Origin of the sequence: Butyrivibrio sp. WCD2001, from assembly GCF_000424485.1 — a bacterium.
Lineage (GTDB): Bacteria > Bacillota > Clostridia > Lachnospirales > Lachnospiraceae > Butyrivibrio.
On the sequence record NZ_AUJZ01000001.1, the window covers coordinates 561,213 to 577,024 of the forward strand.

Below are 15,812 nucleotides of genomic sequence, written 5' to 3' on the forward strand. Positions count from 1 at the left end.
ATTCAAAACCTTTTATATTCGTCTATCTCATAATCGCTGAATTTGGCAGCGTTTTTATAAAAATCAAAAACCATATCGATAAGCGGAAACAGCATAAGTGCACCGGTGCCTTCACCAAGGGCCATATTTCCTTCGATGTAGGGCCTTAGTCCAAGTTCTTGAAGAGCCAGTAAACATCCTGATTCTCTTCCGGCATGTGATGCTATCATGTAATCTTTCACACCGGGAATCAGTCTCTCAGCAATAAGTGCTGCGGTCGCACTGATTAGTCCATCAATAACAATAGGTATATGGTAGATAGCGCCTCCGATAAAAGTTCCTGTCAAAGCCGCTATATCAAGTCCGCCAAGGGTTCTTAATATTTCTAAAACACTATGCTTGCCTGTATCATCATCTCTTTCCAATTCTCCAAAATTGTTCCTATCTGGATATTTATTTATAGCAGTCTTTATTACCTGCCTTTTTCTGGAGAGCCCGTCATCATCAAGCCCTGCTCCTCTGCCGGTAACTGTATCACTATCAATCTGTAGTAGACATGCCAAAACTGCAGCTGAGGTTGTAGTATTTCCGATTCCCATTTCTCCGGTGGAGATAATCCCATAACCCTGCTCCGAAAGTTCCTTCACAAGGTTGATCCCGCAGTCTATCGCCCTTAAGGTCTCCTCCAAAGTCATCGCCGGTTCTTTTAAAAAGTTACGAGTACCTTTTGAAACCTTCATGTCCCGGACACCGGGTATCTTTTCTTCGCAGTCAATTCCGACATCCACAGGGATGATCTCTACACCCGCGTGTCCCGCAAGTGTACAGGCAGAACTAATTCCGCTTCCAAGCGCCTTTGCTACAGATAATGTTATATCCTTTGAACTCTGAGATATTCCTTCCTTAACTATGCCGTTATCTGCGCAGTAAATAACCGCAGCACGCTTTAATATCACAGGTGTTTCCGTCTCCTGTATCGCGGCAATGCGGCATATAAGTTCTTCGAAATCACCAAGGCCATCAAGAGGTTTTGAGATATGGTCCCAGGAGGACTTAACGGAGTTGTAGATGGCTGCGGATGGCCTATTTATTTTTATATTTATAATATCTTTTTGCATTCTCATTAAAATCCCCTCATCCGGCGCTTCGCGCCACCTTCTCCCATAGGGAGAAGGCAATAAATTTTCCCAAGGGGGATAGTTTTTAATATAGGAATTTCCTTATAAATTCTTTGCAGGAGGGATAGTAAAGGTGCGCGAATCCTGCAAAAACATTGTTCATTGTCTGGTAGCCTTTCCATGAACGGGTTCCGGAAGGCTTTACGATGTCGCAGATATCTCCGTTATCAGTCGTATCATAATAATGATATTCATGACCGCGAACTGTACTTCCCACTTCAAGATAGGGATTGGCGCTTACAGCAGATACGTTCACATATCCAAAATGCGTTAGCTTACCTGTCATGTATGCTTCTCCGGGAAGGACATCTGCCATTTCAAAATTGTTACCATCAAGGTCTCTTAGACTGCTTTTCAGGTACAAAAACCCGCCGCATTCAGCAAGTATAGGCATTCCGGAAATTGCGGCATTTTTTATGCTCTCTTTCATGGATCTGTTTTCTGAGAGTTCTTTTGCATACAATTCAGGATAGCCTCCTCCGAGGATCAATCTTGAAACCTTAGGGAGTTCCTTATCATGAATAGGTGAAAAGGACACAATCTCAGCCCCCATCTCTCGGAGGAGATCAAAGTTGTCTTCATAGTAAAAACAAAAGGCTTCATCCATTGCGACGCCGACTCTGATAGGTGTATATGGTTTAGTCCCGTAATTCTCCTCAGCACTAATTTTCAGATCTTCAGCTTCCCGCGATATTTCTATAAAAGAATCAAAGTCAAACCGCTCTTCAAGTGCATCACAGACACGGTATATCTGAGAGAGTATCCCAGGAATCTCTGAAGGCATCACAAGTCCAAGATATCTGCTTCCTATTTCTATATCCTTCAGATCAGGAAGGTGTCCTATAACAGGTACACCGGTTTCCCGCAGAATCAGCTCGGAAATTTCATCGCATAAATGATCTGAAATATTGTTAAGAAATAAGCCTTTTATATTATTTGAGCTAATTCCAATATTGCTATCTCCGGCTACATCATTTAAACAATAATCACAAAATCCCTTAACCATCGGAAGAATCGATCTGCTCATACCCTTGCAGTCTACCACCAGAATCGCAGGAGTACCGGTAATTCTGCTGATGTCGTAAGATGATCCCTTCGCCGAGGTTGCACTCATTCCATCAAAATAGCCCATTACCCCTTCGATAATACCGATGTCATGGTCTTCCGAACCTTTGCGAAGTGCTCTGATTATCCCTTCTTCCTCCATGAGAAAAAGATCTATATTTCTGGAAGGAATACCAAGCACGGTTTTATGAAACATGGGATCAATATAGTCCGGACCACATTTAAAGGATGCGGGTTTATAACCTTTTCTTTCAAGCAGCCTTAAAATCGCGCAGGTAATCAGAGTCTTACCGCTTCCGCTTTTAGGCGCACTTATAAGAATTCTTGGAAGATCTAAGTCATGGCTCATCAGCTTCTCTCCTTTTGGAGCGTAATAATATACACAGGATTAAGTGCATCAGACAGATGATAGTTCCCTGCCTTCTTAAACCTTGTAACTTGTACCTGAATAATGTCCGCACTTATATCCCGGACACGCACCTTTAACTCCTCAAGTATTTGAATTACTTCCGAAAAGGTTTCCAAAGTTACACAGTTTATTACAATTCTGGCATTCTCATTTTTTTCAAAAACAGCATCCAGAATCTCTCTCATGTTACCGCTGCTTCCGCCTATAAATGCATGCGTCGGAGCAGGAAGTTCTGTTAATGCCAAAGGCGCTTCGCCCTTTATTATTTCCATATTTGAAAGCGCAAACTTTTCCTTATTTTCTTTTAAAAGAGAAACCGCCTCATCCTTTTTTTCTATTGAGTAAACCTTTATCCCCGGTGCTGTCAAAGCTGCTTCAAGCGATATCGAACCTGTCCCCGCCCCGATATCATAAAGGATTGCTTTTTTTGTAAGTGCCAGCTTTCTCATCGAAAGAGCTCTTATCTCCTCCTTCGTCATCGGTACTTTCCCCCGAATAATCTCATCATCGGAAAGTCCTTTTATGACCGAAGAATCGGCTGCTTTTTTATCTCGTATATAGAGGAGGCACTTACCCTTTTCCAGGCCGGTTAGAGAGTTTAAATCAGTCTCATCAAAAATCTCAATGATTTTTTCGTTCTCTGTTCCAAGCTCATAGCCTATCTTTATGACATATCTGTTCCGGTTATTATCTCCCCAAAGAAAAGCCTCATTAAGGATTTCTCTGCATATTTCAGCTGCATGTTCTACTCCGGAAGGTAAAATAATGAGTTCCTCTTCCCCTCGAATTGTTCCAAGGACATTGCACTCGCGGCCATGAGCGCTGACTATTCTGACATTCTCAAGGTGCAGTCCAAGCTTCTTAGCAAAAAGAGTTACAGAAGATATTCCCACTATGCGATGAAGATCGTAGCCATGTTCAGCAAAAAATTCAGTCGATGAAGAAGCTCCGCTGCAAAGACTTATGTCACCTGAATAAGCCACGACCGGACATTTGAATTCAGGATGAGCCTTCAGATATTCGTGTATTTCCTCCCCTCTGTAAACAGGGACTTTAGGGCAATCATTTTTCTCAAGCCTTGAAATTACTGTCTTTGCACCAAAAATGATGTCTGCATTTTCTAGTGCATCTTTTAATTCAAGAGTAAAATACCTTGCATCACCGGGGCCCACTCCGGCAAGAACTATTGTCTTTTTATTTAACGAATTACTTTCAGTCAAAGCATACTGAGCTTTTAAATTAGGATTTTCAATTCCTATAATCCGGCTTATTTCACTGATGATTTCCTCAAGGTCGTAGCAATCTCCCGCTTCATACTTACTTTCAGGATTCTTTATTACAACAGCTTTTATATTGCACTCCGCTGCAGCTTCAAGCTTTTCGTCAAGGCCGCCTATCTTCCCACTTTCCTTCGTAAGTATTACCGAGGCATGCACTTCTTCAAAAAGAGCTTTGTTCATAGTTTTTGAAAAAGGTCCCTGCATCGCAATTATCTGTTTGCCAGAAAGTCCGGCTGCCGTGCACTTGGAGATACTATCCTCATTTGGAAGGACTCTCGCATATATTCGTGAAATATCGTCTATGCTTTCGCAGATCTTATTTAATTCCTTACTACCGGTCAAAAGAAGTATATTGCCATTTTCCTCTCGCAGTACTTCAAGTGCTTTATCAAGAGAATCCACATATAAAATATTTGCCGATCCGGATGCATTTGTTCCGGTATTTCTCGAAAGTCTCAAATATGTAACCCCTGCATTTTCGCAGGCTTTTTTAATCTCTCCTGAAGCAATCGTAGCAAAAGGATGTGTCGCATCCACAACAATATTATAGGAATCTTTTGCAATGAGCTTCTCAATATCCTCTGCATTTTTCCTTCCCACAAGAAGACTGTCCTCACCGTTTTCACGCAGTATCTCTTCTCCATACTGGGTTGCAACGCTGACGGCATGAGGGATATCCTCGCTTCGCAAATAATTCGACAGCTCTCTTCCTTCTGTAGTTCCACCAAATAAAAGTATCTTATCCTTCACTCTTATATCCTCTTGAAGTTACCATCAAATCTTCAATCTTCTTCGTCGTTGAGTTGCCGATAAAAACTGTTGAAAACATATCCGCATCTGCAGATTTAAGTTCTGATATCGTCATTACTTTTTTCACTTCACCATCACGGCCAATATTTTTCACTATGCCGCAAATCCTATCATGGGCCACAGTCTCAAGCAAAATATCGCAGGCATGAGATAAATATCCGCTCCTGCTCTTACTCTCCGGATTGTATAAAACAATTACCATATCGGCCTGAGCAGCAGATCTTAGCCTTTTTTCTATAAGTTCCATAGGTGTTAGCCTGTCACTTAAGCTGATAAGACAAAAGTCATGAATAAGCGGTGCTCCAAGGAGAGCTGCGCCGCTAAGGGCTGCCGTCACTCCGGGAATAACCTCAAGTGATACATCACTAAACTCTAAGGACATGGAGACAGCAAGTCCTGCCATACCGTAGACGCCCGCATCTCCGCTGCATATAAGTGTAGCCTTACAACCCTCATCCGCTTTTTCAAGAGCCATACGTACGCGCTTTTCCTCAGTCATCATTGGCGTGCTTATGTATTCTTTGTCAGGGAAATGAGGCCGCACGAGATCGCAATATACCGTATATCCGATTATGCAGTCGCACTCCGTCAAAGCCCGCGCCGCCCTTATCGTCATATTTTCATAACTGCCGGGGCCAATCCCGACAATCTTTAATTCCTTAGTCATTCAGGTAATTCTCCCATATAATCCAAAAATGTATCCATTATGCCGAGGGCAAGCGTCATACCGTCTCTGGCTGTCTTTTTAAAAATCAGCCTCTTACAGCCGTAGGCCATAACCGAGCGCTCGCAGACATTATCCGCACCTGTCACTTCAAGCGCAAACTCAGATGATGAAAAATCTCCCTGCTGTTCCATCAATTCAGTCGAAGAATACGTTATGAAAGGTATTGCAAGATTTTCCGATAGTTCCACCAGACCCGGCTCATCCTTCTTTATATCTATTGAACATATCGCTTTTATGGCTCTGACATCTATATTTTCCGTTTCAAGCATGCTCATTAAAAACGCACTAAGCTCGTCGGAAGATTTTCCTTTCCTGCATCCAATTCCCGCAACAATACATTGGGGAATCAGTTTGAGAAACTCTTTATTATCACCGGAATTTTCTGCTGCTTTTTGAGGAGATATGAAAAACTGTGGGCTTTCTGTTTTCCTTGTAAATTTGATATTCTCAGGAATTCCGTTCACATGTATTTCATCTTCGAACCTTTCATCAATGCTGTAAAAAGCTTTTCCTGATCTAAGAAAATCTGACGTAAACTCTTTTGCCATTTTTATATCGCTTATGGCCATGTTGTTCTTAGTAGCAAAGACGTCCACGGAAAATTCTCCCCTAAGGTCAGAGGCTGTGGTTATAACCGCCTTCGCTCCGATCAGCTTAGCAAGCCTTCTTGACGCATCAACCGCCCCTCCGATATGTCCTGATAATATCGGAATTACGTACTTGCCCTGTTCATCAATCACGATGACTCCAGGGTCCTTAGTCTTATCATCTACGAATGGCGCAATAGCCCTCACAGCAATGCCGACTGCCCCGATGTATATCAGAATATTACCCTTTTGAAAAACACTCTCTGTCCATTCACCAAGGCTTAATTCCTTGTTAATCCGCCCTTCTTTTGCATCAGCGCTCGATAGCTTTTCTGCAATTTCCTGCATGAGTCTTTTTCCGGCATCAGTAAAACATATGAATTTATATTCAGAAACCTCAATGCTTTCCATACATTTTTTCCTTGAGTTTTTTTATTACAGCGCCGTAGTTTTCTCTCTTATGTGGAAACGTACAATTTTTGCAGTTCTTAGCGCCCTTATCGGTATAGGTGAATTCTCCGCCGCAATCCTCCATGTCATATAATGGGCAATAGCAAAACATACAGTTGAAATCCTTTTCATCAAGATCATGACAGGGATAATACTCGCACTCTTTGTTTATGAAATAACTCGAATGACGTACAGTATTATCTTCATCCTCATTGCCCGGCAGTGTACATTCGAGCTGCATTTTTACTGACTTATACATCTCATCCGTAAGTCCGTAAAGCTCCTTTAAAGCCCCGCTTTCAAGCACCTCTGTCGGCGAAGAACACTCCACACTCCCATCGCTTTTAACCATAAGGATTCTGTCTGATATCTGCAGTGCAAGCTGCGGTTCATGGAGTGACATTATTATTGTTGTGCCTTGCTCCGAAAGTCCTTCAAGTACATTCATCAGCTCCATCTTATGCTTTATATCAAGATAAGAAGTCGGTTCATCCATGATGAGATACTCCGGCTCCTGGCAGATTGCTCTTGCTATAAGTGCCCTTTGTTTCTGACCGTCGCTTAATGCGTTGTAATACTTTTCTTTAAGGCCATCAATTTTCATTAACGTCATTGATTTATCAGCAGCCGAATAATCCGTATCACTATATAGACCGAAACTGTCGCTGTAGGGAAGCCTTCCGGATAAAACCACATCTCTGCAGGTCATATGTTCCGGCTTTATTCTATCTGTGGTTACAATAGACATTTTCCTCGAAAGTTCTTTTAATGGAATCCTGTCAATTGCATCCTCACCAATAAAAACACTTCCACCGAGGAGCTTTATCTGGCCCGATATACTCTTTAACAGAGTTGACTTTCCGCCTCCGTTAGGACCTATCAGCGAAATGATCTCTCCTTTTTCAAACCCGATATTAAGGTCTTTCACTATTATATTTTTATGATATCCCGCTTTCAGGTTTTCAATTTTCATGATTTCTATGTCTCCTGATTATCATAAAAATAACTATTGGCGCTCCGAAAAGTGAAGTAACCGCAGAAATATTGAGCTCTGTTGGCGCGAATATTCTTCTTGCCAATAAGTCACTTAATAGGCAAAAGATCGATCCCGACAAGAACGATGCAGGTATCAGAACTATTGGTTTTGACGACTTCAAGGACTCTCTCATCAAAAACGGAACAGCGATTCCGATAAACGAAACGGGCCCCGCAAAAGCTGTAACGCATGCCGACAATATGCTTGATAAGAGGATTATCACCACCCTGCAAAGTCTTACATTGACTCCCACACTTCTTGCATAATTCTCGCCAAGCCTGAAAGCATCAAGACTTTTCGAAAGCAGCATTACAAAAAACATGGATATACCAACTATTACAAGGCAGTATATTGCACCGTTCATGTTTGCTCCGGAAAAGCTTCCCTGCGACCAGCTGTGAAGATTTACGATATCCGAATCATCCGCAAAGGCAATGAGAAAATCTGTAATCGCGCTGCAGATATATCCGATCATTATGCCGGCAGCAAGTAGCGATGCCATGTTCTTTACATTTCTCGATATCAGAATAATAAAACCGGTAGCTATGAGAGCCCCGGCAAATGCCGCAATTACAAGAAGCAGTGAGGATGTCTTTCCTGTGTTTCCTACTACAAAAATAAGAAACAGTGCAACCGTCATCTTGGCGCCTGAGGAGATTCCGAGAATATAAGGACCCGCAATCGGATTTGAAAAATAAGTCTGCAAAAGGAAACCCGAAACAGCCAGACCGCCTCCCAGAATCATCGTCATAAGTGCTCTTGGAAGTCTGATATCCATTATTATGTTTTTGCTTTTTTCATCACCGCCTCCGGTAAAAATAATTTGTGCGATAGTTCGTAAGTCTACGTGAACATTTCCCACACAAAGATTTACCAGAAAAGCTGCAAGTACAAGAATTAATAAAATCACAAATACTGCAGCAATACGGCTGTTTGTCCTTTTATGCATCTATGCCCTTTCGATACTCTGTCGAAAAATCCGCAGCATATAATCTGGACTTTTCGTAGCCCGACTGCGCAACTGATTTTCCTACAATAATAAGTGCTGTCTTTCTTATTCCATGTTCGTTCATCTTATCAGGCAGTTCTTTAAGCGAACATGTGAATTTATTTTCATCCTCCCAGGTTGCCTTATAGACGACGCCGCAGGGAGTGTCTTTTGAAACTCCGCTTTTTATAAGTCTCTCCTGCAGTCTTCCTGCATCACCTGATGATAGAAAAAATACCATTGTTGCACCGTGCTTTGAAAGTTCCTCAATAGATTCCTTCTCAGGTACCGGTGTCCTGCCATCCATCCTCGTTATGATCACACTCTGGGTAATTCCGGGAAGTGTGTATTCCATATTAAGGGCTGCTGCAGCACCGCAAAAAGAGCTGACACCCGGAGTAACATCATAATCAATATGAAGCTTTTCAAGTTCATCCATCTGTTCTCTGATTGCGCCGTAAAGAGATGGATCACCGGTGTGTAGCCTGATGACATCTTTGTGATTTTTTTCAGCATTTTTGAAAAGTTCTATAACTTCTTCAAGATTCAATTTGCTGCTGTCATGTATCTCGCAGCCTTCCTTCGCATAGTTTAAAAGCTGCGGGTTCACAAGTGATCCGGCATAAATAATTACGTCGGCTTCCTCTATAAGTTTTTTACCCCGAAGGGTTATAAGATCCGGTGCTCCCGGGCCTGCGCCTACAAAATGAACCATGTTACCTCCAAGCGGTTGTATGAATCCCCTCATCCGGCACTTCGTGCCACCTGTCTTCGCTCCGCTTCGGTCCGCGCTGAACCGACGTCCCCCGGACGTCGAGCGCCCCCAGGGGGAAGGCATTATATATTCCCAAAGGGGAAAGCATATATTAAATCTTTAAAATTATCTGTTTGGACAAGCTCCGTGTTTTCGTTTGAAAAAACGATTACCTCAACCTGGATTCTGTTATCAGCCCAGGCTTCCATGTTCTCTTTTATTCTTCCAGCCATCTCGGGAAATACTTTGTCTGCTATACCGGCCTGAGTAATGATCCTTACTGCTTCATCGGTCATTACACACTCTGAAAGTTCTTTATCGAGGTTCATGTATTTCCTTGAAATATCAGCAAGTATCTCCATCCTGTGGTCGCCGTACTTGGAATGAGTATTTTTAATTCCTCCTGCGACCTTTACAAGTTTACCGATATGGCCTGCAAATATAAGCTTTTCAAAGCCTTCATCAAGAGCAATGCGAACTGTATCATAAACAAAGTTGGAACTCATTACGGGAAGAGACTTATCAATTCCGTACTTTTCTTCAAGAAACGAAAGTCCATAATTTCCCGGAGCTGCAAGCAATATAGGATATCCTTCTGCTTTTCTTACCCTTGTTTCAACCTTGATGGTTTCTATAATTGCATCATCACTCATAGGCTCCACTATTCCCGTGGTGCCAAGAATTGATATTCCGCCGGTTATTCCCAGTTTAGGATTGAAGGTTTTCTGAGCGAGCTCAGCACCTTTAGGAACCCTTATTATTACAGATAGTCCTGTATCTTTAAGTCCGTATTCTTCCAGGGTACTTTCCAGATTTTCTCTAATCATTTTCCTTGGTACGGAATTTATTGCAGCCTGACCGATTTTTTGATCAAGCCCTGGTTTTGTAACTCTTCCTACTCCTTCGCCGCCGTCGATAGTTATTCCTGCTTCGTCTGTAAGAGTCACTTTAGAATAAATAAGCGCTCCCGTTGTAACATCAGGGTCATCTCCGCCATCCTTTACAACGGCGCAGGATACGCTTTTTTCAGATCTTTCTATATCAAGTATTTCTGCGGTATAGACCGGGCCCTTGGGTGTCCTTATACTTACATTATTTATTTCTTTGTTTGTGAGAAGCATAATGAGGGCTGCCTTAGAGGCCGCGGCAGCGCAGCTTCCGGTGGTGAATCCGCATCTTAAATTTTTTCCTGCTTTTTCTATGTATAGGTCAGGCATGGTCCCCTCATCCGGCACTTCGTGCCACCTTGTTTTTCCCCTCATCCGGCACTTCGTGCCACCTTGTCTACGCTCCGCTTCGGTCCGCGCTGAACCGACGTCCCCCGGACGTCGAGCGCCCCCAAGGGAAAGGCTGTAACTATTCTTTGCCTTCCCCCTCTGGGGGAAGGTGGCGCGTAGCGCCGGATGAGGGGAAGGCTTTAATTTATGTTATATAAAATAGAGTTGCAGATTGCGGCGGCGACGCCACTGCCTCCCTTCCTTCCTCTGTTAACAATAAATGGAACATTAGAGTTTATAATAAGTTCCTTGGCTTCAACAACATTAACAAAGCCTACCGGAACGCCTATTATCAGTTCCGGTCTGAAATTTGCTGTTTCATCATTCATGAGCTCCCACAGCTTAACAAGGGCCGTTGGAGCGTTGCCAATCGCAAATATCAAAGGCGCGTCTATCTTCGCTGCCTTTTCCATACTTACATAGGCTCTGGTAACCTGTCTTTGTTTTGCTTCAATAGCCACCTCTTCGTCAGCCATAAAGCAGTGAACTTCACCGCCATATTTTGCAAGAGTCTTCTTGCTTATTCCGGACAGCGCCATGTTTGTATCTGTGACAATATGCGCACCTCTCCTTATGGCGTCCTTTGCCTTTTCAATAACATTATCAGAAAACATTAGGGTATCGGCATACTCAAAATCTGCGGTAGTATGAATCACCCTAATTATCGTAGGTTCTAACTCCTCCGGAAGAGTTCTTCCCGCTTCTTCAAGTTCACTTTTTATTATTCTGAAACTCTCCTTCTCAATGTCGGAAGGAAGTATATGTTTTATATTCATTATCTGTTTATCCCGATTGCATTATATATAAGCTTCCAGTCAAGGCTTTCTCTCAAAACATCGGCAAGCCTGTTTAGTTCCCTGTTCTGTCTGACATCAGCGGGTTCAATATTTGGAACTTTAGAAGTAATTCCTTTTTTCTCATATAGAATCTCAAGTATTTTTTCGCTAAATTCAGGAGTATCGAAAATACCGTGGATGTAGGTTCCAAGCGCATTTTTTCCTGTAATTACCGGAGTATTCTCATCTATTACAGGACTGTTTTCATCTGCGTAATTCGAGGCAGAAGCATCCATAATGCTTTCACCCATGTGAATCTCATATCCGGAAATATCTGTTCCTGAAAGCCTTTCAAATATTCCGCTTAGTTTTCCTATTTTAGATTTAGTCTGCCTTAAAGTTTTGTCTTTTTTGAATTCCGTGAAAATCGGAAGAAGTCCAAGTCCTTCTTCATCGCCTCCTCCTTCTTCACCTGAGATGTCCCTGACGAATTTTCCAAGCATCTGAAATCCACCGCAAATTCCGACTACCGGAGTGTCATCGTTATGCTTTTCAATAATCTTATTTGCAAGACCTGACTCTTTTAACCATCTAAGATCAGCCAATGTATTTTTCGTTCCGGGTATGATTACCAGGTCACAATCATCAATTTTCTCCGGAGAATTTGCATATATAAGACTTACTTCCGGCAGGCCTTCAAACACTGAGAAATCTGTGTAATTACTTATAAAAGGAAGCCTTATAACGCAGATACATATCTTGCTCTCATCATCACTCTTTCTTTTCGAAATCTTAAGTCTCTCCGAAACGCTGTCTTCCTCATCAAGGTCAAGCGAAACAAATGGAACTATTCCTGCAAACGGAATGTCACAGTACTTGGAAAACATGTTTAGTCCCGGCTCCAGTAATGAAACATCACCTCTGAATTTGTTTATTATCAGCCCTTTAATTCTGCTCTGTTCCTCGGGTGGCATAAGCTGAACTGTGCCGAGGAGCTGTGCAAAAACGCCTCCGGGATCAATATTTCCAGCAAGTAAAACCGGAGCATCAAGAATCTGCGCAAGTCCCATATTAACAATGTCGTTTTCTCTTAGATTTATCTCAACAGGACTTCCCGCTCCTTCAATAACTATTATGTCATTTTCAGAGGATAGTTTCTCGTATGCCGCCTTTATATCAGGAATAAACTGTGTTTTTTTTCGGAAATACTCTGCCGCCTTCATGTTTCCATAGGGAACTCCGTTCACAATTATCTGAGAGGTTGTATCGCCCATGGGTTTAAGTAATATGGGATTCATATCCGCAGAAGGACTCTTGCAAGACGCAGCAGCCTGAAGAGCCTGGGCTCTTCCTATTTCCTTACCGTCAATCGTAACGAAGGAATTAAGGGCCATATTCTGCGATTTAAAAGGCGCAACGCTAAAGCCATCCTGATATAAAACTCTCAGGATTCCTGCTGTAAGTATGCTTTTTCCTGCTCCGGACATCGTGCCCTGGATCATTAGGTTCTTGGCCATGGTTCCCCTCATCCGTCAGCTTCGCTGACACCTTCCCCTATAGGGAAGGCATTAGTTTAGTTTATGGAAGAATTCCGTGTCGGTTTCTTGATTCGTTATAATTTTATTTAAGTTGTCGATTATAGTGCCGGTTTTGTCGGCATATTGGTACAAGGATTTATCTGTGTAGAATACAGTTCCATCATTAAAAGCTTTGAAACTTGCAAAGGTTGGATCTGTATCCATGAGACTTTGCAGTGACTGCGGAACCTCTTCTATGGAGGTGTTATAAATAAGAATGTCAGCGTTTTCAGCATAAGCATAAAAGCTTTCAGTACTTATTGTTACCTGGGAATTTGCCTTTTCGTCATCCTCACTGCTTGGCGATAGATACTTTCCTCCGGCTATCTCTACCATTTTTGAAAAATAGTCATTCTTTTTCCTTGTGACAATCTGATGGTTGGAATTAACCGAAAAGATTACCACCGTTTTTTCGGTGTTCTCAAATTCGTTTAAGGCCTCTACAAGTTTTTTCTGCTCTTCAAAAGCATCCAATGCTTCCTTCTCTTTTCCCGCGATGAGTCCGTAAACCTTCACCCACTCGCAGCGTCCGAGAGGATCATTCTCATAGCTCGACCTGTCTATGAAAACCGGTATGCCAAGCTGTTCTATCTTTTCCTGAACCTTCGGAACATGAAGTATCATTGTGTTTTCAATAGCAAGATTGATGTCATCAGCTACCATTCGTTCATAATCCGGCGCGCTGTATTTGCCGCCATAGATAAGCGTTCCTTCGTCCATGGCTTTCCTGGCAGATTCAATGTACAAGTCATCCTTGTCTATACCTGAAAGGTAGATATCCTGCACGGATGATATTGCGTCAAACTGGCACATAACTCCTGAAGCTGCAAGATATATTCTGTCCATAGGTTTTTTTAAGATAATTACATCATCACCTACATCCTCAGAATAATCCTTATTCTCCGGAACTATAAGATAGTTTCTGTCATCATCGACACTTATTACAGCGAAGTCATCACTGTATCTGTGAATTGCAAAATTCTTCGCATAGCTGTTTTCATCAGTAGATATGTAATCCGGTCCGTTCAATTCAGGAGCCTTACTGATATTATTGCCACCAACGCTCCCGTTTGATGCTTCGATTTCGTTCTTCCCATCTGAAGCATCATCTAATGACTCATTCTGCTTCGTAATAGAGAATCTGATTACATAATCAATAAGATGGGGCTTGCTCATTGCCACGGTATCCGCCTGAATCTGCATGTCCTTTTCAAGAACCACTGGAATTATAAACTCAGAATTCCCTTCAGTATTAACCGGATAATAAGTCTTGCCATTCACTATCATGTAATCATAATTGCTACTACTCCAGGTGATATCCGCGGTCGCTTTTCCTCCGTTAACTGTAATCCTACACGGACTATCAATGTGCGCCTTTCCGCTGCCTCCCGATAAAGTAACGGATGCGGTATATTCCCCATCGGAAATACTACCGCATCCTGCCATAATTACCGCGATCAGCAGGAACAGCATTGTATATTTAACTAATGAAATAAATTCCCGCTGCTTTTTCATAAAAGATTATTTAATCACCGCTCCTGTATGCTCGACGTAAATACTCTGAACATCTGCAATACCACCAAGTCCTGCAATCTGACAATCAATGCTCTCAAAAGAGCCGTCTGCTTCGAAGCTGCTCTTCCATGAATCCTCGTCGTCACCTGCCATGTCATTATTTGCATGATCACCTGCAACAACCATAAGAGGACGAAGAATTACCTTCTTGTAACCATTTTCCTTAACCTTATTAATAACTTCTGTTAATGCAGTCTCTTCAGGCTCACCTTCAACAGTTCCAATGAACACATTCTCATAGCCAAGTTTATCCATCTGTGTCTGCATCTGGCTATATGTAACCTTAGCTGTATGTGATGTACCATGTCCCATAAATACAAAGGCTGTGCCATCTTCTTTTGCTGCATCAAGGCTGTCAAAACCGGCTGTCTTCACAGCTTCTGAAGTAATAGCCTTAGCTACGGCTTCTTTATCTTCATTTATCTCGGTTGCATCTTTTCCTACTTCGCCAAGAAGAGGCTCAGCAATAGCAACCGATTCGAATTTATCCTTATAGGATTCAACCACCTCGGTGAGCTCATCATACTCGGCGCCATGCATAAGATGTGTAGGCTGTACTACGAGATTTTTAACTCCGTTGTCTACAGCTCTCTGCATAGCCTGTTCCATGTTATCAATCTTTTCGCCGTCTCTTGCGTTAACGTGGTTGATGATGATCTGTGCTGTGAAGGCACGTCTTACTGACCAGTCGGGATATGCCTTTGCAAGTGCTTTTTCTATACCACCGATATCCTCGGCTCTGCTGTCATTGAAGGAAGTTCCGAAGCTGACAACTAACAGCTCATTCTCGCCGATATCATCACCATTGAGCGGATCGTCCTTGGAAGCATCGCCTGTATCTCTTCCGAAGTAATCGGGATCAGCGTCTTCACCCTCTACCATTTCCTTCTGCTCATCAGTAAGGGCATCCCACGCTTTCTTAGCTTCCTCGCAAAGAGAGTCTGTCTCCTCACTCCAAGTCTGTACATATATTGAATCAATAAGCTCTGCTACTTTGTCTGCCGCCACTTTGTCGTCTCCTGCTTCTGCATCTTCACTCTGAACATCAGATACTGTTACCTCATGGTCATACCACTTACCTTTTGTTCCAATGAGTGCAAGCTGGAAGGGCTCATCAATTGCAGGAACGGGTACGTCAAAACCGTAAACCTCTTCTGTTGTTCCATCTTCGTAGGTAACGCTGTCTGTTGTGGGCTCAAGAAGAACTGCTCCATCCTTTTGTGCATCCTCAGCTGTTCCGGGGAACAGATTAACAATGTTCTGAGAAGGAAGTGTGATATGAATTGTCATCTCACCGTTTTCTACCTTGAGTGTCCCTCTATCATCAAGTGCTTCATTAATATG

At 42.5% G+C, this 15,812-nt stretch carries 13 protein-coding genes; all 13 read right to left on the bottom strand.

The genetic code is table 11. The annotated features are described in order from the left end of the window. Positions 1–2 precede the first annotated feature (2 nt). The 13 genes from G630_RS0102425 to G630_RS20415 all read right to left on the bottom strand — a co-directional run bounded on the left by G630_RS0102425 (position 3) and on the right by G630_RS20415 (position 15,560). Complete coding sequence (locus G630_RS0102425; protein ID WP_026497627.1) at positions 3–1,103, bottom strand: nicotinate-nucleotide--dimethylbenzimidazole phosphoribosyltransferase; 1,101 nt, start codon at positions 1,101–1,103, stop codon at positions 3–5. 79 nt (positions 1,104–1,182) lie between these two features. After that, positions 1,183–2,571, bottom strand: coding sequence for a cobyrinate a,c-diamide synthase (locus G630_RS0102430; RefSeq protein ID WP_044958420.1), 1,389 nt, complete (start codon positions 2,569–2,571; stop codon positions 1,183–1,185). Next, positions 2,571–4,661 (bottom strand): precorrin-6A reductase, encoded by a 2,091-nt coding sequence (gene cobK, locus G630_RS0102435; RefSeq protein WP_026497629.1) that lies wholly within the window; start codon positions 4,659–4,661, stop codon positions 2,571–2,573. Before cobK ends, G630_RS0102430 begins: the two co-directional genes overlap by 1 nt. Beyond that, positions 4,651–5,388, bottom strand: a complete 738-nt coding sequence (gene cobJ, locus G630_RS0102440) for a precorrin-3B C(17)-methyltransferase (RefSeq protein WP_026497630.1) — start codon at positions 5,386–5,388, stop codon at positions 4,651–4,653. The genes cobK and cobJ overlap by 11 nt, the downstream gene beginning before the upstream one ends. Next, on the bottom strand, positions 5,385–6,446 hold the full coding sequence (locus G630_RS0102445) for a cobalt-precorrin 5A hydrolase (protein ID WP_044958422.1): 1,062 nt from the start codon (positions 6,444–6,446) through the stop codon (positions 5,385–5,387). Before G630_RS0102445 ends, cobJ begins: the two co-directional genes overlap by 4 nt. Then, positions 6,433–7,458 carry an ATP-binding cassette domain-containing protein gene (locus tag G630_RS20405; protein ID WP_049946044.1) on the bottom strand — a complete coding sequence of 342 codons (1,026 nt, stop codon included), beginning with the start codon at positions 7,456–7,458 and terminating at the stop codon, positions 6,433–6,435. Before G630_RS20405 ends, G630_RS0102445 begins: the two co-directional genes overlap by 14 nt. Further along, positions 7,448–8,470, bottom strand: coding sequence for a FecCD family ABC transporter permease (locus tag G630_RS0102455; RefSeq protein ID WP_044958425.1), 1,023 nt, complete (start codon positions 8,468–8,470; stop codon positions 7,448–7,450). Before G630_RS0102455 ends, G630_RS20405 begins: the two co-directional genes overlap by 11 nt. Further along, positions 8,463–9,224, bottom strand: coding sequence for a precorrin-4 C(11)-methyltransferase (cobM, locus tag G630_RS0102460; RefSeq protein ID WP_026497633.1), 762 nt, complete (start codon positions 9,222–9,224; stop codon positions 8,463–8,465). Before cobM ends, G630_RS0102455 begins: the two co-directional genes overlap by 8 nt. A 122-nt stretch (positions 9,225–9,346) precedes the next feature. Next, positions 9,347–10,525 (bottom strand): cobalt-precorrin-5B (C(1))-methyltransferase CbiD, encoded by a 1,179-nt coding sequence (gene cbiD, locus G630_RS0102465; protein ID WP_242829884.1) that lies wholly within the window; start codon positions 10,523–10,525, stop codon positions 9,347–9,349. A 155-nt stretch (positions 10,526–10,680) separates the two neighbouring features. Continuing rightward, the gene (locus tag G630_RS0102470) at positions 10,681–11,316 is read right to left on the bottom strand and encodes a precorrin-8X methylmutase (RefSeq protein WP_022763485.1); all 636 of its coding nucleotides are present in this window, start codon (positions 11,314–11,316) and stop codon (positions 10,681–10,683) included. Next, positions 11,316–12,833: a cobyric acid synthase gene (locus G630_RS0102475; protein WP_026497635.1), complete on the bottom strand. Its 1,518-nt coding sequence runs from the start codon at positions 12,831–12,833 to the stop codon at positions 11,316–11,318. Before G630_RS0102475 ends, G630_RS0102470 begins: the two co-directional genes overlap by 1 nt. Positions 12,834–12,884: 51 nt before the next feature. Then, the gene (locus G630_RS20410; RefSeq protein ID WP_049946045.1) at positions 12,885–14,408 is read right to left on the bottom strand and encodes an ABC transporter substrate-binding protein; all 1,524 of its coding nucleotides are present in this window, start codon (positions 14,406–14,408) and stop codon (positions 12,885–12,887) included. A gap of 6 nt (positions 14,409–14,414) precedes the next feature. Next, positions 14,415–15,560, bottom strand: a complete 1,146-nt coding sequence (locus G630_RS20415) for a sirohydrochlorin cobaltochelatase (protein WP_044958567.1) — start codon at positions 15,558–15,560, stop codon at positions 14,415–14,417. Between the last annotated feature and the right edge of the window lie 252 nt (positions 15,561–15,812).